Below are 20,435 nucleotides of genomic sequence, written 5' to 3' on the forward strand. Positions count from 1 at the left end.
GAGCGATCATGTCTGGTACACCGCATGAAATTATTGAAAAAAATACAGGCTTGTTGGTTATCGGTATCGTTATTGCTATTAGCTTTGCAACGCTAGTTGAAATCGTACCATTGATATATGACAACAAGGGTCCTGAAGAAGGTGGGGTGAATGCTCCCCTGCCCTCTATGGAGCCATGGACTGCACTAGAATTTGAGGGTCGTGACATCTATATTCGTGAAGGTTGTCACGTATGTCATACTCAGATGATTCGTCCACTACGTGCTGAAGTTGAACGTTATGGACCTTACTCACGTGCTGCTGAATCTACGTGGGATCACCCATTCTTATGGGGTTCAAAACGTACTGGACCTGATCTGGCACGTGTTGGCGGTCGTTATTCTGAAGACTGGCAAAAGCAGCATTTAATTGCGCCACGTTCACTAGTACCTGAATCAGTAATGCCTGGTTTCCCGTGGCTTGCTACCAACGAAGTGAATGGTGAAAACGTTCAAACTAAAATGCGTCTATTCCGTGATCGCTTTGGTGTACCTTACACTGAAGAAGATATCGAAGGAGCACCAGATGCTGTACTTGGTGCCACTGAGCTTGATGCTTTGGTTGCTTATCTACAGCAACTGGGCACCGCGATGGAAGGACAGCGCTAATGGGTATTGGTGAATTACAAACAATTGCGACCGTTTCTGCCTTTGTTGCCTTCGTAGGTGTTGCATGGTGGGCGTATTCGCCAAAAAACAAAAAACGCTTCGAAGAAGATGCACAACTTGCGCTTGATGACGAGGATATAAAATCTCTGTCTGAAGAGCAGCGCAATAAGGATAAACGATGACATTTTTTTGGAGTTCTTGGATTACCATACTAAGTATCATGTGTTGGGCTGCTATCCTCGGTGTCTTACTAATGGTATTGAAGTACAAGCCAGAACTAGAAGATGACGGTACGACAGGCCACGCTTATGATGGTATCAAAGAGTACGACAAGCCATTGCCTAAATGGTGGCTCGTGATATTTTTTGGCTCTATTGCTTGGGGTGTTGCCTATTGGGTATTTTTCCCAGGTATTTTCCCATCAAAATGGGAAGGTATTGCCACTGTAGAAGTCGATGGCGAAATTGTACCGTGGACCTCTAAGAACGAGCTATATAGCGAACTTGAGAGTAATAACAAAGTATTTACGGATAACTTTGAGAAAAATATTTTAGCAAAAGCGGATGCTAGTGGTGCGACACAGACCTTAGCGGCACTTGCTGAGTTACAGGCAACGATGCGCCGCAGTGAAACACCACCAGCAGATCTGCAAGATCAAATTGACAAGAAAACTGCAGAACTATCCCCTTATGTAGAAAAGCTTTCAGAAAACCGGAATGCTTTAAAAGTTGGTAGTCGTTTGTTCTTACAGAACTGTGCGGTCTGTCATGGCTCTAACGCCAAAGGTGCGATAGGCTATCCAAATCTAACTGACAATGACTGGTTATATGGCGGAGAAGCGTCAAACATTTTGACCACGCTACATAAAGGTCGAGTTGGTGGTATGGCTGCATGGCGTGATCAAATCGGTGAAGATGGGGTACGTGCGGTATCTGAATACGCGCTATCAATATCTGGCAACCAACCTGGTTACGAGCTTGATAAAGCTCAAGTCGCTCAAGGTGAGGCCATCTTTAATGAGCCGACTAACTGTGTACTTTGTCATGGTGCAGATGCCAAAGGTATGACTTCTACTGGCGCGCCAAACTTGACAGATAACATTTGGTTATATGGTGGTGATCGTGAGACCATCCGCGAAACCTTACGTTATGGTCGTGCTGGTATGATGCCTGAGTGGGAAACCAAACTGGGTAATGAGCGTATTATGCTACTTGCAGCTTATGTTTACTCATTATCAGATAAAACCCCTCAACCTGCTGCTAAAGCACCAACCGCTACTCAAATAGCAACCACTATAGAAACGACGGCTAACTAATATTTAAAGATGGTTGTCATAGCATCAGTGGATAAGATTTGATAAAAGGAGAACTGTTATTGCAGTTCTCCTTTTTTTATAAATTCTTTGATGAGAATTTATCGACTGCTACCGCATTGTCAAAATTTGAGTAGCAAATGAAATGGAGTTTAATACTGCATAGAGCATGACCAATATATCGATCATTATGCTGATATATTGATTGGTTTTTAAGATTATTACCCCATTTATAATAGGGAGAATGCTAAAATGATAATACATAAAAACCACTTATTAGTGGCGAATTTAGAAGATAGTCATCCATTCTCATTAAGCTATTTGCAATCGATCATTTGGTAGATGGGTTAAAATATTTTTCTGTTCAATATTTTATCCGCTACTTACTGACATTGATAACATCACACACTCATACATCTGATGATTAAAGATGTTTGTTCATCATGCCAGCAAACTGATTCTTTTTTAAAAGAGGCACGTTTATGTCAGCACCACAACCCAATAAAATCCCTGTACAGCAAATTGACCTTGATGCGACCAAGCATCGAGTTCACCCTAGGTTTGTCACCGGTTTTTATCAAAACATTCGTGTCGTCACGATGTATGCACTTTTAGCCGCTTTTCTGCTTTTGCCGTGGTTACGTTATAATGGTAGGCAAGCAATATGGCTTGATGTTCCCTCGCAGCATTACTATATTTTTGGCATGACTTTTTTGACCCAAGATTTTTACTTCATTGCCGCCTTTGCGATTATTGCCGCATTCACTTTATTCATGGTGACTGTGTATGCGGGGCGTGTTTGGTGTGGCTATGCCTGCCCTCAGACGATTTGGACACATCTTTATCAATATGTTGAAAAATGGGTGATTGGCGATCGCAACAAACGTATCAAGTTTGATAAAGAACCGATGAGTGCAAAAAAAGCCTTTAAACGTTCTTTGATATATTTTATTTGGCTGGTATTTTCAGTGATTACCGCGGCAACCTTTGTCAGTTATGTCGCTGGAACAGATTATTTATATCAAAGCTGGCAAACCATTGGTTTTATTCCTATTCCTGATTGGCCAACATGGGTATGGGTATCAATGTTTATCTTTACCTTTGCCACTTATGCCAATGCGGGCTACATGCGCGAGCAGATGTGCGTACAGATCTGTCCTTATGGTCGTTTTCAGAGCGTTATGTTTGATAAAGATACGTTGGTTGTGTCTTATGATTATGAACGTGGCGAACCTCGCGGGGCACGTAAAAAAGGCACCCATCCTGAACATTTAGGGGATTGTATCGAATGTACCATGTGCGTACAGGTTTGTCCGACTGGGATTGATATTCGAGATGGCTTGCAAGTTGGTTGCATCCAATGTGCTGCTTGTATTGACGCTTGTAATGAAATTATGGATAAAGTCGGCTATCCACGTGGGCTTATCCGCTATACAACAGAACGACAGTTGTCAGAAAAAGAAAATACCCGCGTCATCAGTCCACGTCTATTTGCTTATTTAGCCGTTATTACTATTTTATGTGGTGGCGTTATTTATGCGTTGACGGACCGTGTACCGTTAGAGATTGATATTCGCCGTGACCGTAATCAGTTGTCTTCAGTGAATAATCAAGGCATGATTGAAAACAGCTATATCGTCAAGCTGACTAATAAAACACAAGAGCCGCATACCTATACAATAACCCTTGCTCCACAAGAAGGTTTGAGCTTGGCGCTGCGATTCAACGATGTACCATTAGAAGCAGGTGAAAGCTTTGATATGCCTGTGAGTATTTATGGCGATCCTAAGGTCATCGATTTTGAACAAACGTCAGTGACCCTAAATGTGACCAGTGAAGATGGTCAGTATAAAGTCAGTAAACAAAACGTATTTACTACTCAAGGGCAGTAGGTTTTTATAAGCGCTTGATAGCTTAGCTAGTGCGGGTCCTCATTTTAAAAGTGGTAATAAAAATGAGATAAATGGCAGCCAAACTGGGAAAATAGTGCAGATAACATCGTGCTATTAACCAGTAGTTTGGCAAAATTTAACCATTTTTAATCCATTTAGGTGCTTTCATTCAGACTGAGGATACACCCTAGTATATAATTCTATATTTCACTTGTGAGTCAGTGGCTAGCAGGTGGACGATTTATCATTAAACTGGCAGCTGTTTCGCTGTCAGCTTATCCATTGATACAGTTTATAGATATCTGATAAACAGATATCTGATTAATAGGTATTTTATGTCTACTCCAGCATCAAATTTTAAGCATCAAGATACTCAGCCATGGTATAAGAATTACATGGTGGTTATTTTTGTTATTGGCATGCCAGCATTTGTCGTAGTGGCCTGTATCTTTTTTGTTTATTACTCTTATCAAATTCGGGATAGCGTGGTACGTGACGACTGGTATATGGATGGTAAGACGCTTTATCATGATGTGTCACGTGACAAACTGACTTATGACTTAGATTTGCACGGCGAAATGCAGTTTGCAGATAATGGTAATGTTGTATTCTATCTAAATTATCCTGAACAGAGTCTGCAATCAGGTAAACTGCTAAATGGTAATCCTCTGGCTTATCCTGAAAAACTAGAGCTGTCTATCTCGCATGCAACCGACATCAAAAAAGATCACGATGTCGTACTTCAATATGTCGAAGGCAATAAATACAGTGCGCAGGTAGATATAGATCCTCTAAAAGCAAAATATTATCTACAAGTAAGTAGTGATGGTAAAGATGACTGGCGTATGCAAGATGTGGCGAAATTACCACGTTCAAAAGTTAGCTTTGACCCATTACCTGTTTTTGCAGAAAGTTGATTTTATAAAAACTACTTTTATAGACATGGTTAATATTCAATTTATTAACACATAAAAAAACCAGCCATTTATCAATAATGAGCTGGTTTTTTTACACTAACGGTTTATGCTATTTTTTATAAATGTCATTTAACAATATCGAATAAATGGATCGTTAAATAACAGGATTTATTGTTGGAATTTTCTGATTCGTATGCTTATTTTCTGCTGAATTATCAGACTCTGTCGAAAGCAGCTTACGATCAAACTTCGGATTGAACGCTTGAGTTTTTGGCGATACAGGTAAGCCAATTTCAGCCAAGCTCTCGGTCTGCCCAGCTTGAATATTATCTCCTTCAAACAAACGCTCATTGTCATCACGATCAAGACTTAACTGCTCAAAATCAAACAATTCACGGTCTGCTAATTGCGACGGTGCGACGTTTTGCATGGCTTTAAAAATAGAGGCCAAACGCTGCGGATGAGCATTATCCCATTCCCGCAACATATCGTTGATAATGGCTCTTTGTAAGTTGGTTTGGCTGCCACATAAGTTGCACGGAATAATTGGAAATTCTTTTAAGCGAGCATATTCGATGATGTCTTTTTCTTCGACATAAGCCAGTGGACGAATAAGTAGGTTTTGCTTGTCGTCACTGAGCAATTTCGGTGGCATCGATTTAAGAGTGCCGCCATGAAATAAATTCAAAAAGAAAGTCGCCAACATATCATCGCGATGATGACCCAGCGCAATTTTGGTTGCACCAATCTGCTTAGCAAAACCGTATAACGAGCCGCGGCGCAGACGTGAACACGCCGAGCAATAAGTTTTGCCTTCTGGCACCACGCTCTTAACGATACTATAAGTGTCTTTTTCTAAAATATAGTGAGCAATGCCCTGCTCGTTCAGATATGCTGGCAAGATATCTTCAGGGTAACCGGGTTGCTTTTGATCGAGATTGACCGCGACGATATCAAAGTTAATCGGGGCGATACGCTTGAGTAATAGTAAAATATCCAGCAAAGTATAGCTGTCTTTACCACCTGAAACACAGACCATGACCACATCGCCGTCTTCGATCATATTAAAATCACGAATTGCCCAAGAGACTTGTCTACGCAGCTTCTTTTGTAGTTTACGGAACTCTGCTGATTCAGTAGACGTTGACGGTGCAGCGGCGATACTGTCTTCATTTGTATGATCGTCAGCAACATCCTCATATTCCATACTATCGCCATCAGTGTCCCAAGCATGATTATCCAAACCTGTATCAGCTGACATATCATCGATTTCAGGCGTAATTTGTGGCGTAAACAAGGTTGCTGCGGTCATAAGTTACTCAATATCTTTACAAGGAAATTTTGCTAAAAAATGGAAGGATAAAGCCTTTAGCAAGGAGGTAATAGCACAGTGGCTCTAAAAGCAGCGATTATAACAAAATTTGCTAACAGATTGAAAAGATGAGATTAAACTATCAGATTAAATATTCAGTCTTTTTTATGGCTTAGCTTAAGGCATGCTGAATATTCGACCATAGCACTGCTGATAACTCCACACTTTTATAAACAAATTTCTCTTTTGAGCTGATTGAGTTTCATATCGTATTTATAATGGCTTCGTGGTTCTGTAATGAGCGTATTTTTGCTAAAATAGGCGTTTTTCGCAAATCAATTTCGCAAACCAATAATAGATACCACTATGACTAATGTTACTTCGCAAAACGCCTCTAATAATCAAGCCTTCGATACTGACTTAAATGCTCTGCATAAAAGCCAAAATGCCGTTGTGCTACTGTCAGGCGGGCTTGATTCGGTGACTTGTTTGTATTGGGCCAAGGCACGTTATGCGTCGGTGACTGCGGTCAGTTTTAATTATGGTCAACGCCACAATAGTGAGCTGGTCGCGGCAAAAGCCATCGCTGAGACTGCCGAGGTCAATCATAGAATCATTGATATTGATATCGCTCAGCTTGGTGGCTCTTCGCTGACAGATCACAGTATGATTGTTCCTGATGGCGATACGGATAAATTTCCTAATAAAAAGCGTGATGAGATCGATAACGACGCTATTCCCAACACCTATGTGCCTGCGCGTAATACGATATTTTTGTCTTATGCGCTAGCCGTCGCTGAAGTGACCGATGCCAATCATATCGTCATTGGTGTCAGCTCAGTCGATTACTCAGGCTACCCTGACTGTCGTCCAGAGTATATTGCCGCCTTCGAGCATATGGCTAATCTTGCCACCAAAGCGGGCGTTACCGGTCATCACTTATCCATTCAAACGCCATTACAGCAACTGTCAAAAGCAAAAACCATTGAGCTTGGATTGTCATTGGGCGTCGATTATGGGCAAACCATATCTTGCTACCAAGCCGATGCACAAGGTCTTGCTTGCGGTGTATGTGACAGCTGTGCCCTACGCCGTCAAGGCTTTGCTCAGGCAGGCATCACTGACCCAACCCATTATCAATCTTAGTGAATGATAGAATTGCACTTGCATGAAAGCGTGATAGCAATCAACATTAGCGAAACATTCGCTTGCATTAACACAGCACGCCGCCGTTGTATTTTAACTCACATACTTGTTATGGTATGAGCGATTGTATTTATCACAAGATATAAGTAACCACATTAGTCAACGAGCTATGAGTACTTTTGCTTTACTTTGAGTACAAGATTTAGAAAACTGATGCTACCCGTAAGAGGATATTTATGAAGTTGTTGCCATTATTACCCCTAGCTTTAGCTGCCATTTTTGTGATGCCACAAGCAAATGCTGCCGATATTAAGCAAAATAACATCAATACCTGCGTTAATGGTGCGGTCAAATATAAAGTCGCTGACAAAGGCGATGCGACCAAACTATGCAATTGCACTATTGGTGTGCGTAGCAACATGACCATCGGTCAGATGTGGGAAATTGAGAGCTATGCCCAAGACAAAAAAGATCCGTCTGGACTGCCTTACGTCAAAAAAATGCAAAAAGATTTACAGCAATGCACTGTTGGCTTAGATTTAAAACAACCACAAAAACCAGCGTAATACACATCTCGTTCGATATACAAAAGACCGGCTATTGCCAGTCTTTTTTGTTGTCAATACAGGCGCAAAGTGTAAAACTGATTATGAATCGCTGCTAATCTGCTTATAATAAGTACACAGCATAGATTATCAATCGACGTAAGCACTGACGTAAATACTGATATAAACAAAAATGAATAAGGATTTTATAATGGCAAAACCAACCACAGAAAACCTAACCTTACCTGACTTTCCAGTGACGATAGTACGAAAGCTTGCCGGCAACTTTATCCATGATGAAATCAATCTCAAAGAGATGATTGCCAATACTGATAAAGGACTTATTTTGTACTTTTATCCAAAAGATAGTACGCCAGGCTGTACCACTCAAGCAACCGAATTTACTGCTCACCTCCATGAGTTTGATGATTTAGGCTATGACATTATCGGCGTCTCACGTGATAGTGTTGAATCTCATGAGAAATTCATCACCAAATATGATTTAAACATTGCCCTTATCAGCGATACTGATGAAAAACTATGCCAATACTTTGATGTTATTAAAGAAAAAAATATGTATGGCAAAATAACGTTAGGGCTGGTCCGCTCAGCGTTCGTTTTTAACAAAGATGGCGATCTGACGCATGCTCAGCGAAATCTACGTGCCAAAGGCTACACTGAACGTTTGCTTGAAACCTTAGTACCTTAACCAATAAAACTAAGAGTCATAAAAAAGCATTTTAAAATAGACGCTAATAATCATTACGATAAACGCTGGATATCAGAGGCTAAAAATAGTTTTTTAATAATTTTTTGGAGCAATCTCTTAAAAAACTCATCTAAAAAACAGCCCTGAATACTAAACATCTTATAACTTGAGAATAATATGAATAAACAATCCGATACAGCAGCGGATAACACAGCATCCAAAGCTACTCGCCAAGTATCTGTTGCCGTTATCGGTGCAGGTACTGCTGGGCAAAATGCTTTTCGTCAAGCCAGTAAAACCCATGATGATGTTGTTATTATTAACGACGGATTCTGGACGACCACCTGTATTGCGGTCGGCTGTATGCCAAGCAAACTATTGATTGCCGCCGCTGATCGCGCGTATGAAGCCAATCACTCTGCTGAATTTGGCGTCCATGCCACTGTCCAGATAGATGGCAAGCAAGTCATGCAACGCGTTCGGGACGAGCGTGCTCATTTTGCTAGCTATATCAAAGCTCAAGTAGATAGCTGGCCTGATCACAAAAAAATCTCAGGACGCGCTCATATCAATAACCGAGGATTCATTGAAGTCAATGATGCGCTGATTGCCGCTGACAAAATCATCATCGCCACGGGCAGCTCTCCATTTATTCCAGATGGCTGGGCAGATAAGCTTGGTGACGCCATGCTCACCTCTGATACGATCTTTGAGCTCACAAATTTACCAAAAACAATGGCCGTCGTCGGTACAGGTGCTATCGGATTAGAGCTTGCGCAAGCCTTTAAACGCTTAGGCGTAGAAGTAACTTTGTTTAATCGTGTCAAACGTGTTGCAGGTCTCAAAGACGATGATATCAATAACAAAGCTATCGATTGCTTAAGCCGCGAATTGACCATGCATTTGGGCAGCAAAATCAGTGATGTCGGTGTGCAAACAGCCACGGATAATGACCATTCAGCCGCGTTCATTGATTATGAAGACAGTGCTGGAGAGTCGCAACAATGGCAAGGTGAGTATGTACTGGTTGCCACTGGTCGCCGCAATAATATCAAGCCGCTGGGAGTTGAACACTTAGGCGTTGAGCTTGACGACAAAGACCGTCCAAAGCACTTGAATAAAAAAACAGGTCAGATTGGTGATTTAGATGTCTATATCGTTGGTGATGCCAACGCCAATCTCCCACTATTGCATGTGGCCAGTGATGAAGGCTATAGCGCTGGAAGCATGGTCTGCGAGAATGAAGACGCCGCTCATATTCGCCCGCCCGCCACGCCCTTCTCGATTGTGTTTTGCTCACCACAAATCGTTAACGTCGGCATGTCTCTACCAGACATTCAGCAGGATACAAGCTTAGAATATGTCATCGGTAGCGTTAGCTTCGACAATCAAGGACGTAGTCGCGTGATGGGCGTCAACTGTGGTCTACTACATATCTATGGCTGTAAAAAAACTGATAGAATCTTAGGCGCTAGTATGGTGGGTCCTGATGCCGAGTATATTGGACACATTTTAGCGGCAGCGATTACCAATGATTTGAGTGTTAAGGCCATGCTCGATACGCCTTTTTATCATCCTACGATATTAGAGGGCTTACGTACCGCGTTACGCGATGTTCAACACAAAATGGCAATACCTTATCAGTACCAAGACACACAGGAAGATAGCTTTTAAGCATCAGCTCAGCTACACTTTCAAAACAAGGATGTGTCGTATTAATCATCACTCATGTTGTGTTTGGTAGCACTGACGACTTGAGGTACTTTAAAAAACTCTGCATGGACCAAAAAATGGCAATCGCTAATATTACTGATTTTTTTAAAGAGATTGTTCGTGACCTGCATACTAGCCTCTACCTTGCGCTTGGCGGCTCTGTCGATGAAGAGTCACTTGATTGGTCGTCTCAAGCGGTAGAGCTCGCTAGTACTGCCATCAAAATCCTAATACTGCTGGCAGTGTTGGGATTTTTTTATTGGCTTGCCATTTATATCCTTAAGCAAAGTAGGACAAAAATCCGCCTGAATGAGCGCCGTACCAAGATTGTCCGTTCAGTCTTGCGTTATATCTGGATAGTTGCCAGCTTGATTGCCATTATGAGCCAGATTTACTTTGAGCCAGAGACTATCAAAGCTACTGCAAAAGCCAGTACATGGGCGGGTATTTATTATGTACTTTGGGCGTCATCTGGACAGATTATCCATAAGGTGTTACAGCATTATGGTCTCAATGCTTCTATAGAGCAGCTGCTTCAAAACATCTTGTCAGTGCTGCTATTGGTACTCGGACTTGCCAGCGTCATGGCGCAATTTGGTTTCGATATCGTCTCATTGGTCGCAGGTTTAGGGATTGTGGGCTTGGCAGTCGGTTTTGCTGCCCAATCAACGCTTGCTAATTTCATTGCAGGTATTACCATTTTACTCGAACAATCTTTTCAGGTTGGCGACTGGATTCATATCAATGACAACGAGGGTCGCGTCGTACTCATTGCGTTACGCACCACCCATATTTTGACGCGAGACAACATCACCGTCATTATTCCCAACTCTAACGTTGCCTCCTCTGAGGTGACCAATTTAACCTCCAAGAACTTCATACGTTTCGATATTCGTGTGCGTATCGCCTTTGAAGATGATGTCGATACTGCTCGCAAGGAAATTTTGCAGGTGCTTACTGACACCGATGTGGTACTCAGCCGTCCTGAAACCTCCGCCACTGTGGATGAAATTGGTGAATACGGAGTGTTCTTTATCGTGCGTTTTTGGGTCAAGCCTGCTGCTGTCGCGCGCATGCCCAAAATTAAAGAAGGTCTAAAAGAAGATATCAAGCGTGCCTTTGATGCCGCTAATATTTCTACTCCTTATCCTCATATGCGTCTGCTTATGCCAAAGGATGTGGATTATCCTATTGCCACTAAACCTTTTGCGACTACAACGCAGGTCGTGTCAGAAACACCACCACTGAGCAAAGCGGATAAATAAGCTCATTATATTATTTATCTCTTGAGCAATTTATCCCACAATTTTTAGGCTTAAGGTTTTCATCCTCAGTATGGTAAGCATGATTTTGTGAAAGGTAGCGTTGCTGAATCTCTCTTTGATAAACACCACCACTTTAAACCATCCTGCCCTGAATTATGGTAAAATTGGCGGTTAAACATCTTATTTTATGATGTGCATTACTTATCAATTTAGCCCACAGGTATCCGTATGACCGAAACAACCGCACCCGCATCTCTAACAGCAGCTTCACCAGAATTGTCGCTTGACCTTATTATCACCTGTGCCGATGGGCTTGAGGCACCACTCCAAACTGAGCTGACAAGTTTTGGTATTGCAAGCGAAATCAAAAGTACAGGCCGTCTGGCAGTTACTGGTACTTTGCGTGACTTATATAGTATTTGTTTGTGGTCACGTGTCGCCTCGCGGGTATTAATGCTCATTAAACGCAAAAACATCAATGCCGAATACGATGTGGCTGAGCAACTTTATGGCTTGGCAAAATCGGTCAATTGGATTGAGCAGTTTAGTTTAGAACAAACCTTTGCCATTCGTCTGTCGGTCGACAAGCGTGTCGCCGTCAGTCAACAGTTTGCGATGCTACGTATCAAAGATGCGATTGCAGATACGTTCAATGAAGTTTATGACAGCCGTCCTAACGTCGATAGTAAAAACCCAGACTTTTCGATATTTGCAACTGTGAATGATAAGCAAGCTGAGCTGTATTTAGATTTATCAGGCACCAGTTTGCATCGCCGTGGTTATCGTGTGGCGATGACTGAAGCGCCACTCAAAGAAAACTTGGCAGCTGCTCTACTGTATAGCGCAGGCTGGCACAAGAAAAACGAAGCAGGCAATGCACCTTTTTATAATGCGCTAATTGATCCAATGTGTGGGTCTGGCACCTTTATTATTGAAGCACTACTCATGCATTGCGATTATGCCGTGGGTATCGATAAAGCCGCCAATCAATTTGGTTTTTACCAATGGCAGCATCATAACGATGCCTTATGGCAACAGATGATCGATGATGCCCAGACACGTTTCCGCGAAGCATTAGCAATTGCTAATGAGCAACCAGATACATTACCGCTGATTTTGGGTTTTGATGCTGATAGCGGCGCGATTTTAGCAACAGAGAAAAACCTGATTGCCGCAGGTTTGCAAGATTTACTACCACTACTTGATCTTGAGACGCGTGCGCTTGACCAGCTGAGCACTGTCCTGAAGCCATTGGTCGATGACGGTCGATTGAGCAATCCTCTAATCATCACCAACCCACCTTATGGTGAGCGTTTGGGTGACGAAGAGATGATTAAGCCGTTATATCAGGCGATTGGGCTTATTTTGCAAGACAGCTTTGCTGGTAGCGGCATCGATCCAATGCTTGGCATATTGGCATCTAATGTTGAGCAAGTTGATATCTTACCTATCAAAGAACCAAAAACCTTACGCTGTCATAATGGTGCTATCACCGTTTATTTCCGCTATGGCACGTTGATTGCGGGACAAACGGGCAATCTCGTTAGTCGCTTCGAAAAACGTGAGATTGAAGTGGAAGAGGGACAAGACTTTATCAACCGCTTGCAAAAAAACCTATCCAAGCTGAAGAAGTTGGCTAAAAAAGACAAGGTTAGTAATTTGCGCGTTTACAATGCTGACTTGCCCGACTTCAAAGTCGCCGTCGACTTATATGGCGACTATGTGCACGTGCAAGAATATGCGCCACCAAAAACTATTCCACCTGAGACGGCTAAAAAACGCTTCAACTTGGCATTAATGGGTATTCGTGAAGTTTTTGGTATTAACCGTGAACAAATATTTATTAAGACTCGTGCACGCCAGTCTGGTAATGACCAATATAGCAAACAGAACACCACAGAAAAGCGTGGTAAATTCCACGTTGCACGTGAAGATGGTGCTTATTTTTACGTCAACTTTACGGACTATTTAGATACTGGTTTGTTCATTGATCACCGTAATATGCGTGCCCGTATCAAAGACAACAGTCGTAATAAATCCGTACTGAACTTATTTGCTTATACCTGTACTGCAAGTGTGCATGCGGCGCTTGCTGGCGCGAAAAAAGTCACTAGCGTTGACTTGTCACAGAACTATCTAGACTGGGGTAAGCAAAACTTTGTATTAAATGGTCTGGACGTTAGCCGCAATAAATATCAATTCGTCGCAGCCGATATCTTTGAATGGATTAAAGACAATACTGAACAATTTGATGTCATCTTTATCGATCCACCGACTTTTTCGAATTCGAAAAAGTTCCAAGGTACCTTTGATGTGCAGCGTGACCACTCTGCCCTCATTAATCGTGCGATGAACCGCTTGACCTCTGACGGGATTTTATATTTTTCAAATAACTTTACCCGCTTTGAGCTCGATGAGCAGTTAACCGAGCGTTATGATATTGTCGATATCACGCAAAAAACCATTGGTTTTGATTTTGATATTAAAAAGCCCATTCATCAAAGTTTTGAGATTCGTCATCGTCAGGGATGATAATTTAGGTTTATGGATGGATATGAAGGTTGACCACCGCATTTAGACGCCATCTTTTATAGTCAGTCTGGTCGTACACATAACAATGACCCAATCAGCTTTGATTGGGTCATTTTTTGTTGTTATGATAGAGCGTCACTAAATACTAGCTAAGTAATAGCTAAGTAATAGCTAAGCAACCGTGAAGCGTAGATTTACGAGCGCTTTAATCCCACTATTGCGATTGTTTTTATTTATATAACTTAACTATCAAACCCTTAATCACTCTAATAACAAGGATAACCCCATGGCATTATCACTTAATAAAGGCGGTAACTTATCGCTCACCAAGACTGATCCAAATTTAACGAAGTTACTTATCGGTCTTGGTTGGGATGAACGCGCAACTTCTGGTGCTGAGTTTGATCTTGATGCCAGTGTGTTTTTACTGAATACGGCAGGTAAAGTACGCGGCGACCATGACTTCATTTTCTATAACCAGCTTAAGTCTGATAATGGCGCGGTTGAGCATACTGGTGATAACCGCACTGGCGAAGGTGATGGCGATGATGAAGTCGTCAAAGTAAACCTGACTCAAGTACCTGCTGATGTGGATAAAATTGTCGTCACTGTTACTATTCATGATGCGGCGGCTCGTAGTCAAAACTTTGGTCAAGTTGCCAATGCCTTCATTCGTGTCGTGAATGAAGAGACAGGCACTGAAGTGGTACGTTTTGATTTGGCAGAAGATTACTCTGTTGAAACAGCAATGGTATTTGGCGAAGTCTATCGTCACAACGGTGAGTGGAAATTCCGTGCTGTTGGTCAAGGCTATTCAGGCGGCTTGCAAGCCATGTGTCAACAGTATGGCGTTGTTATCTAATTTGATAACTTATTCATGCTTAGACTACTATATGACAATTAAACTCAAAATATAACGCAGGTATTAGCCCTCTATTTGTACTCACCATTAGCAATGATAATGGCTGTAAAATATGGTTGCAAAATAGTCACAATTATTCATAGCTAAATGACTAGTAATGCTTTATGTTTCGTTTAGAATTATGCAAAAAAAGTGGTTAGCGATAACCGCTTTTTTTGTGGTTTGCGCCTATAGTAGGCCGACCTTAGCTTTATGCAACCAGACAGGATGTGTCATGAGACATTTTTATTTAGACTTTATTTTCACAGCCATCGCCCTAGCGGTCGCGGCATGGTGGGGATATTCACATGGCGGTATGGGCGGTATGATAACCACCCTATCTATTACCGCTATTTTGGCCGTCATGGAGATTTCATTATCGTTTGATAATGCGGTGGTCAACGCCTCAGTCCTTAAAGGCTGGGACGAGTTTTGGAAAAAGATATTTTTAACGGTGGGTATTTTAATCGCCGTCTTTGGTATGCGTTTGGTATTCCCTATTGTCATCGTCGCGGTTACCGCTGATCTTGGTATGATGCAAGTAATCGATTTGGCATTGAATGATCCTAAAGAATACTCAGCCAGACTATTGGCGCATCATGCCGAAATCTCAGCATTTGGTGGTATTTTCTTGTTGCTCGTCTTCTTAAACTTCATCTTTGATGAAAAAGAAGTACACTGGTTCGATTGGCTTGAGAGCCGTCTGGCAAAATTAGGTAAAGTCGATGCCATGAGTGTGTTTGTCGCACTTATCGTCTTGATGATTGCCGTATCATTTGCCAAGCCTGAGCAATCAGCTGCGGTCCTAATCGCTGGCGTATGGGGCATCTTAGTTTACCTTGGCGTACAAGTGGTCTCTGGTATGTTAGAGGGTGATCTTGAAGAAGAACTAGACGCTCAAGGTAATAGTACTGGTGCTGCAACTAGCGCGATTATGAAAGGTGGTATTATCGGTTTCTTATACCTAGAAGTCCTTGATGCCTCATTCAGTTTCGATGGCGTGATTGGCGCATTTGCGATTACTAATGACGTAATCGTTATTATGCTAGGTCTGGCTATTGGTGCGATGTTCGTACGTTCGATGACTATCTTCTTGGTCGATAAAGGCACCCTTGATGAATATGTCTATCTTGAGCATGGCGCGCATTATGCTATCGGTGCTTTAGCTATCATCATGCTGCTATCAGTGAAATTCCATGTACCAGAGCTTATCACTGGTCTGATTGGTATTACCTTTATTGGTTGGGCGTTTGTTGCTTCACTCAATTATCGTAAGCGAGAAGCCAAATCAATTACTTGATGCTCGTTCGATGTTAAAAAACCAAGCAAAAATTTTTAATATCAAATAGTATAAAGTGGATAGATAAAGTTAGTTTAAAAATAGACGGGTTGTACCAAAGCAGTTGGTATGACCCGTTTTTGCTTTAAAGCACTTATTTGACACCCGTTGAATAAGTGCTTTTTTATGTTGCACTGCCTGACGATCTAATTTACTTTTTGATAACAACACCTTAACGACTGTTGCTCGGACGGTTAAAAAGTATCAGAGTTGCAGCATTGATATGTCCCTTAGTAATCATATCGTAATCACACAAAATACGCCTTGCTTAGTAAGCAATCGCTTAGTATAGTAAGTCGTAATGATATGCAGGGCGTGGCATACGAGTCAATTTATTCATTGTTTGCATTTATATATCGACCACTGCACTATTTTAGTTTATTTTTTTTATCATTCAATCCACTCAATTATTAATCAAAAGGATATTTATATGGCTATTTGCTTAACAAAAGGCGGCAACGTAAACTTATCAAAAGAAGCACCGGGTTTAACCAATATTACAGTCGGCCTAGGCTGGGATCCACGTGCTACTGACGGTCAAGAGTTTGACTTAGATGCAATTGGCTTTTTGGTCAATGAAGCAGGTAAAGTACGTAATGACCAAGATTTCATCTTTTTTAACAACTTAAAGTCAGACAATGGCGCGGTTGAGCACACAGGCGATAACCGTACTGGTGAAGGCGACGGCGATGATGAAAAAATCAAAATCAATCTTGCTAGCATTCCAGCTGACGTGAGCAAAGTCGCTATCTGTGCGATTATTTATGAAGGTCAAAGCCGCAATCAAAACTTTGGTCAAGTGGGTGACGCTTACATCCGTGTCGTTAAAGACAATGGCGATGCTGAAATCGCGCGTTATGACTTATCAGAAGACGGTAGTACCGAAACTGCGATGATTTTTGGTGAATTGTATCGCCATAGTGGTGACTGGAAATTCCGTGCCGTTGGTCAAGGCTTCAGTGGTGGTCTTGGACCATTAGCGGCTTCTTATGGCGTTAATGTTTAAGAGCTAACTAACATCTAACGCTAATAATATAAGCCCGAAAAGCCATCAAGTGTGCCCTACTATCGCATTTGATGGCTTTAAAAGTAATAGGCTAGCGAAAATCTATGGTTAAGCCGACTTACAGACATAACTTACAAACGTATAGAATACTGATATAAGGATTCGCACCCTATGACCGCCACGTTTAGCTTGATCGGTACCATTGAACCATTTCTTCATTGTAATCTCAAAAAAGGCGACTCCATCTATTGTGAAGCCAATGCAATGGTGATGATGGAATCAAACCTTGAGCTAAAAGGTAAGCTGCAAGGCGGTCTGATGCAATCACTTATGCGCCGTTTTGCCAATGATGAATCTTTGTTTCAGCAACAGATTGAAGCCGTGAACGGTGAAGGCGATTGTTTACTTGCGCCAACGCTCGACGGTGATATGCAAATCATTGATTGCGGTGCGCAGCAATATACTTTAAGCGATGGCGCATTTGTCGCGGCGCAAACGGGTGTCGATGTGAAGGCTAAGATTCAACGTAATCTAGGTGGCGCCGTCTTTGGTGATACTGGCGGCTTTATGGTGATGCAGACGCAAGGTCAAGGTCAGGTAGTGGTATCGGGTTTCGGCTCATTGTTTGAGATTGATGTCGAACCTGGTAAAGACGTCATCATTGATAACGGTCATGTGGTCTGTTGGGACTCGCGTTTGGAATATAAACTCTCAGTCGCCACCAGTAAGAAAAAAGGCTTCATGGGCAATATTATCAATTCGGTCACCAGTGGCGAAGGTATGGTTTTAAACTTCTCAGGCTCAGGCAAAGTCATTATCTGCTCTCGTAATCGTGATAGTTACCAAGGCTGGCTACAAAGCGTCTTAGGGACTAGCTCAGGCGGTCGAGGTGGCAGTAACAGTTTGCTTGGCAATATCTTATAGCTATTATTATGTTTTTAAAGCTGTATGTTACAACGACTCCTCGTCATCATGGACTTTATTTAACCCTCTACTCACAATTACTATAACACTGTAGTATAAGGAATATCACATGGCAGTTAGTTTACAAAAAGGTCAGAAAATCTCCCTAAGCAAAGAAGCCGGCGGCGAGCTTACCCAAGTAAAACTGGGTCTAGGCTGGGACGTTGCTCAAAACCCTCAAGATAAAAAAGGTGGGTTCTTGGGCAAGTTATTCGGTGGTGGTAGCGGCGGCGACTCAATTGACTTAGATGCCTCGTGCATCATGTTTGATACCAATAAACAAGCCATCGATGCGATTTGGTTCAGTCAGCTGAAATCAAAAGATGGCAGTATCGTCCATACTGGTGATAACCGCACTGGCGACGGCGATGGTGACGACGAAGTTATCAATGTCGATCTTTCAAGAATCCCTGCCAATGTCGTCTCTCTAGTATTTACGGTCAATAGTTTCACTGGTCAAACCTTTGAAACGGTAGAAAATGCATTTTGTCGTATCGTCAATGCCAATAACAATCAGGAAGTCGCGCGCTACAATTTATCAGCGCAAGGTGGGCATACCGCGATGATTATGGCAAAAGTATATCGTCATAATAATGAGTGGAAAATGCATGCGATTGGTGAAACGGCTTCTGGTCGCACCTTTCATGATTTGATGCCTGCCATCACGCCGCATGCGTAAAGGATTCAAAGCTTTAGTTGGATTACGTTCATCCGTTAAAATGAGCTCTTGAAGCAACGTTATTGATAAAAAACAGCCCATCTATAATTAGATTGAACTGAACCCCAAATGTTGGACGGTTTAGTTTATAACAAGGACTGAGTTCTGTATTGCACAGGACTCAGTCCTTTTAATTTAAGTTGAATACGCTCATGATTATAATAATGCATATACTCATGAATCTGTTTCTCTAACTGCTCAATAGTTTTCGGTTTCTCAATATAAATCGTCTCGCACTTCAGCGTACCGAAGAACCCCTCTATCAGTGCATTATCCAAACAGTTGCCTTTTCTGCTCATACTTTGCTTAATTCCATGCTGTTTAAGCGTCGTGCTAAACGGTTTCATTTGATAATGCCACCCTTGATCTGAATGCAGCATTAATCTTTTACCACGGCACGCCTTTGTCTTATCTAAAGCACTAGCTAGCATCTTACCAACTAAGTCATAAGTGGGTCTCTTTGAGAGCGTATAGCTGATGATCTCATTGTTATAACAATCGAGTATGGGTGATAAATACAGCTTATGATCACCCACCTTAAACTCAGTAATATCGGTGAGCCAGCGTGTGTTCGGTTTATCTGCAGTAAACTGGCGCTTTAAATAGTTCTTTGCAATCTTACCTTGTTGTCCTTTATAAGAGCGGTACTTCTGACGTCTTATCTTGGCGCTAAGCTTCATGTTACGCATCAGCTTAGCGATGAGCTTGTGGTTGTAATGACTACCTAACTGCTTTAGAGCCTCAGTGATTCTGCGATAGCCATACCTGCCTTTGTGCTGATGATACAGCTTAGCAATACGCTGTTTTAATTCAGTGTATTTGTCATCACGCTCAAGTCTTGCTCTATGATAGTAAAAGACACTTTTGGGCATACCAGCGGCTTTAAGTAAGTCAGATAAACAGCAGCGCTCTCTTAGTCCTTCGATGAGCCTTGCTTTTTCAAAGCTTGTTTCTTCTTCTGTTTGAGCAAGGCATCTAGCTTTTTTAGGTAGGCGTTCTCCGCACGTAGATACTCATTCTCACGCTTAAGCTCTGCTAAGCTCTTTTCATCATCTGGCTTGTCTGTGATAAATGGTTTGCTCATGGCGGTTCTACCTTTATGTTTAGATACGAGTCCAGACATACCCTGTAGTCGATAAGCTTTGTGCCAATGACTAATGAGCGCCGGTGAGCTGATGTTAAACTTCAGTGCCACCTCAGATTGACTTAAATCTTCTTTAAGCATGGTGGTTAGTACGTTAAGTTTAAACTCACTGCTGTATTTGGCCTTACTTGTCTTTGGCTTAATGGCATTTATGCCACCGCTTTGGTATTGCTTAACCCATTTGAGTACAAACTCTGGATTGACGTTAAACTTCTTAGCGGTGGCGTGACTACTATGGCCTTGCCGATAGTATGCGATGACTTGCATCTTAAAGTCTAGATCGTAACGCATAAAAATACCCCATAAGTTGTGTCCAACTTATGGGGTTCAGTTCAGATGGGCTATTTTTTTACGTGTGCTAAAGAATATTTTTA

The 20,435-nt window shown here is 42.0% G+C and carries 19 protein-coding genes; 16 read left to right on the forward strand and 3 right to left on the reverse strand.

Features of this window, described 5'->3' with window-relative positions:
- The first annotated feature begins 8 nt into the window (after nt 1–8).
- The 5 genes from ccoO to JMV76_RS08320 all read left to right on the forward strand — a co-directional run bounded on the left by ccoO (nt 9) and on the right by JMV76_RS08320 (nt 4,768).
- Nucleotides 9–647: a cytochrome-c oxidase, cbb3-type subunit II gene (gene ccoO, locus JMV76_RS08300; RefSeq protein ID WP_045445396.1), complete on the forward strand. Its 639-nt coding sequence runs from the start codon at nt 9–11 to the stop codon at nt 645–647.
- On the forward strand, nt 647–829 hold the full coding sequence (locus JMV76_RS08305) for a CcoQ/FixQ family Cbb3-type cytochrome c oxidase assembly chaperone (protein WP_010199605.1): 183 nt from the start codon (nt 647–649) through the stop codon (nt 827–829). Before ccoO ends, JMV76_RS08305 begins: the two co-directional genes overlap by 1 nt.
- Nucleotides 826–1,962 (forward strand): cytochrome-c oxidase, cbb3-type subunit III, encoded by a 1,137-nt coding sequence (gene ccoP / locus JMV76_RS08310; RefSeq protein WP_201502320.1) that lies wholly within the window; start codon nt 826–828, stop codon nt 1,960–1,962. The genes JMV76_RS08305 and ccoP overlap by 4 nt, the downstream gene beginning before the upstream one ends.
- 479 nt (nt 1,963–2,441) lie before the next feature.
- A complete protein-coding gene (gene ccoG, locus JMV76_RS08315; protein WP_201502321.1) occupies nt 2,442–3,851 on the forward strand; it encodes a cytochrome c oxidase accessory protein CcoG in 1,410 nt (469 codons plus the stop codon).
- Nucleotides 3,852–4,186: 335 nt separating this feature from the next.
- Nucleotides 4,187–4,768: a FixH family protein gene (locus JMV76_RS08320; protein WP_201502322.1), complete on the forward strand. Its 582-nt coding sequence runs from the start codon at nt 4,187–4,189 to the stop codon at nt 4,766–4,768.
- 154 nt (nt 4,769–4,922) lie between these two features.
- On the opposite strand, the gene ttcA is transcribed toward JMV76_RS08320, so the two are convergent.
- Nucleotides 4,923–6,080, reverse strand: a complete 1,158-nt coding sequence (gene ttcA / locus JMV76_RS08325; protein WP_201502323.1) for a tRNA 2-thiocytidine(32) synthetase TtcA — start codon at nt 6,078–6,080, stop codon at nt 4,923–4,925.
- Between the two features lie 429 nt (nt 6,081–6,509).
- On the opposite strand from ttcA, the gene queC reads away from it, so the two are divergent.
- From queC to JMV76_RS08380, 11 genes are all read left to right on the forward strand, one after another.
- A complete protein-coding gene (queC, locus tag JMV76_RS08330) occupies nt 6,510–7,226 on the forward strand; it encodes a 7-cyano-7-deazaguanine synthase QueC (protein WP_167541684.1) in 717 nt (238 codons plus the stop codon).
- Between the two features lie 236 nt (nt 7,227–7,462).
- The gene (locus JMV76_RS08335; protein ID WP_045445384.1) at nt 7,463–7,792 is read left to right on the forward strand and encodes a hypothetical protein; all 330 of its coding nucleotides are present in this window, start codon (nt 7,463–7,465) and stop codon (nt 7,790–7,792) included.
- Nucleotides 7,793–7,982: 190 nt separating this feature from the next.
- Complete coding sequence (locus JMV76_RS08340; RefSeq protein ID WP_201502324.1) at nt 7,983–8,480, forward strand: peroxiredoxin; 498 nt, start codon at nt 7,983–7,985, stop codon at nt 8,478–8,480.
- A gap of 177 nt (nt 8,481–8,657) precedes the next feature.
- A complete protein-coding gene (locus tag JMV76_RS08345; protein ID WP_201502325.1) occupies nt 8,658–10,154 on the forward strand; it encodes a dihydrolipoyl dehydrogenase in 1,497 nt (498 codons plus the stop codon).
- A 116-nt stretch (nt 10,155–10,270) separates the two neighbouring features.
- The gene (locus JMV76_RS08350; protein WP_227690226.1) at nt 10,271–11,458 is read left to right on the forward strand and encodes a mechanosensitive ion channel family protein; all 1,188 of its coding nucleotides are present in this window, start codon (nt 10,271–10,273) and stop codon (nt 11,456–11,458) included.
- A 228-nt stretch (nt 11,459–11,686) separates the two neighbouring features.
- On the forward strand, nt 11,687–13,990 hold the full coding sequence (gene rlmKL / locus JMV76_RS08355) for a bifunctional 23S rRNA (guanine(2069)-N(7))-methyltransferase RlmK/23S rRNA (guanine(2445)-N(2))-methyltransferase RlmL (RefSeq protein WP_201502327.1): 2,304 nt from the start codon (nt 11,687–11,689) through the stop codon (nt 13,988–13,990).
- Between the two features lie 286 nt (nt 13,991–14,276).
- Nucleotides 14,277–14,852: a TerD family protein gene (locus JMV76_RS08360; RefSeq protein WP_055123872.1), complete on the forward strand. Its 576-nt coding sequence runs from the start codon at nt 14,277–14,279 to the stop codon at nt 14,850–14,852.
- A gap of 274 nt (nt 14,853–15,126) precedes the next feature.
- Nucleotides 15,127–16,191: a DUF475 domain-containing protein gene (locus JMV76_RS08365; protein WP_045445375.1), complete on the forward strand. Its 1,065-nt coding sequence runs from the start codon at nt 15,127–15,129 to the stop codon at nt 16,189–16,191.
- 469 nt (nt 16,192–16,660) lie between these two features.
- Nucleotides 16,661–17,236 (forward strand): TerD family protein, encoded by a 576-nt coding sequence (locus tag JMV76_RS08370; protein ID WP_201502328.1) that lies wholly within the window; start codon nt 16,661–16,663, stop codon nt 17,234–17,236.
- A gap of 171 nt (nt 17,237–17,407) precedes the next feature.
- Nucleotides 17,408–18,160, forward strand: a complete 753-nt coding sequence (locus tag JMV76_RS08375) for a TIGR00266 family protein (protein WP_045451333.1) — start codon at nt 17,408–17,410, stop codon at nt 18,158–18,160.
- A 109-nt stretch (nt 18,161–18,269) separates the two neighbouring features.
- Entirely contained in the window at nt 18,270–18,878 is a 609-nt protein-coding gene (locus tag JMV76_RS08380) for a TerD family protein (protein ID WP_087813709.1), read from the forward strand.
- Between the two features lie 125 nt (nt 18,879–19,003).
- Here JMV76_RS08380 and JMV76_RS08385 read toward each other — a convergent pair whose 3' ends face one another.
- Together JMV76_RS08385 and JMV76_RS08390 are read right to left on the reverse strand one after the other, a co-directional pair.
- A complete protein-coding gene (locus tag JMV76_RS08385) occupies nt 19,004–19,843 on the reverse strand; it encodes an IS3 family transposase (RefSeq protein ID WP_201502079.1) in 840 nt (279 codons plus the stop codon).
- A complete protein-coding gene (locus tag JMV76_RS08390; protein WP_201502004.1) occupies nt 19,831–20,352 on the reverse strand; it encodes a helix-turn-helix domain-containing protein in 522 nt (173 codons plus the stop codon). Before JMV76_RS08390 ends, JMV76_RS08385 begins: the two co-directional genes overlap by 13 nt.
- Nucleotides 20,353–20,435 lie beyond the last annotated feature (83 nt).

The sequence above is a fragment of the Psychrobacter cibarius genome (genome assembly GCF_904845955.1).
In the GTDB taxonomy this organism is placed as follows: domain Bacteria; phylum Pseudomonadota; class Gammaproteobacteria; order Pseudomonadales; family Moraxellaceae; genus Psychrobacter; species Psychrobacter cibarius_B.

Coding starts and splice junctions, on each gene's coding strand:
- ccoO (WP_045445396.1), top strand. CDS start 9: ATGTCTGGTACACCGCATGAAATTATTGAAAAAAATACAGGCTTGTTG.
- JMV76_RS08305 (WP_010199605.1), top strand. CDS start 647: ATGGGTATTGGTGAATTACAAACAATTGCGACCGTTTCTGCCTTTGTT.
- ccoP (WP_201502320.1), top strand. CDS start 826: ATGACATTTTTTTGGAGTTCTTGGATTACCATACTAAGTATCATGTGT.
- ccoG (WP_201502321.1), top strand. CDS start 2,442: ATGTCAGCACCACAACCCAATAAAATCCCTGTACAGCAAATTGACCTT.
- JMV76_RS08320 (WP_201502322.1), top strand. CDS start 4,187: ATGTCTACTCCAGCATCAAATTTTAAGCATCAAGATACTCAGCCATGG.
- ttcA (WP_201502323.1), bottom strand. CDS start 6,080: ATGACCGCAGCAACCTTGTTTACGCCACAAATTACGCCTGAAATCGAT.
- JMV76_RS08335 (WP_045445384.1), top strand. CDS start 7,463: ATGAAGTTGTTGCCATTATTACCCCTAGCTTTAGCTGCCATTTTTGTG.
- JMV76_RS08340 (WP_201502324.1), top strand. CDS start 7,983: ATGGCAAAACCAACCACAGAAAACCTAACCTTACCTGACTTTCCAGTG.
- JMV76_RS08345 (WP_201502325.1), top strand. CDS start 8,658: ATGAATAAACAATCCGATACAGCAGCGGATAACACAGCATCCAAAGCT.
- JMV76_RS08350 (WP_227690226.1), top strand. CDS start 10,271: ATGGCAATCGCTAATATTACTGATTTTTTTAAAGAGATTGTTCGTGAC.
- rlmKL (WP_201502327.1), top strand. CDS start 11,687: ATGACCGAAACAACCGCACCCGCATCTCTAACAGCAGCTTCACCAGAA.
- JMV76_RS08360 (WP_055123872.1), top strand. CDS start 14,277: ATGGCATTATCACTTAATAAAGGCGGTAACTTATCGCTCACCAAGACT.
- JMV76_RS08365 (WP_045445375.1), top strand. CDS start 15,127: ATGAGACATTTTTATTTAGACTTTATTTTCACAGCCATCGCCCTAGCG.
- JMV76_RS08370 (WP_201502328.1), top strand. CDS start 16,661: ATGGCTATTTGCTTAACAAAAGGCGGCAACGTAAACTTATCAAAAGAA.
- JMV76_RS08375 (WP_045451333.1), top strand. CDS start 17,408: ATGACCGCCACGTTTAGCTTGATCGGTACCATTGAACCATTTCTTCAT.
- JMV76_RS08380 (WP_087813709.1), top strand. CDS start 18,270: ATGGCAGTTAGTTTACAAAAAGGTCAGAAAATCTCCCTAAGCAAAGAA.
- JMV76_RS08390 (WP_201502004.1), bottom strand. CDS start 20,352: ATGCGTTACGATCTAGACTTTAAGATGCAAGTCATCGCATACTATCGG.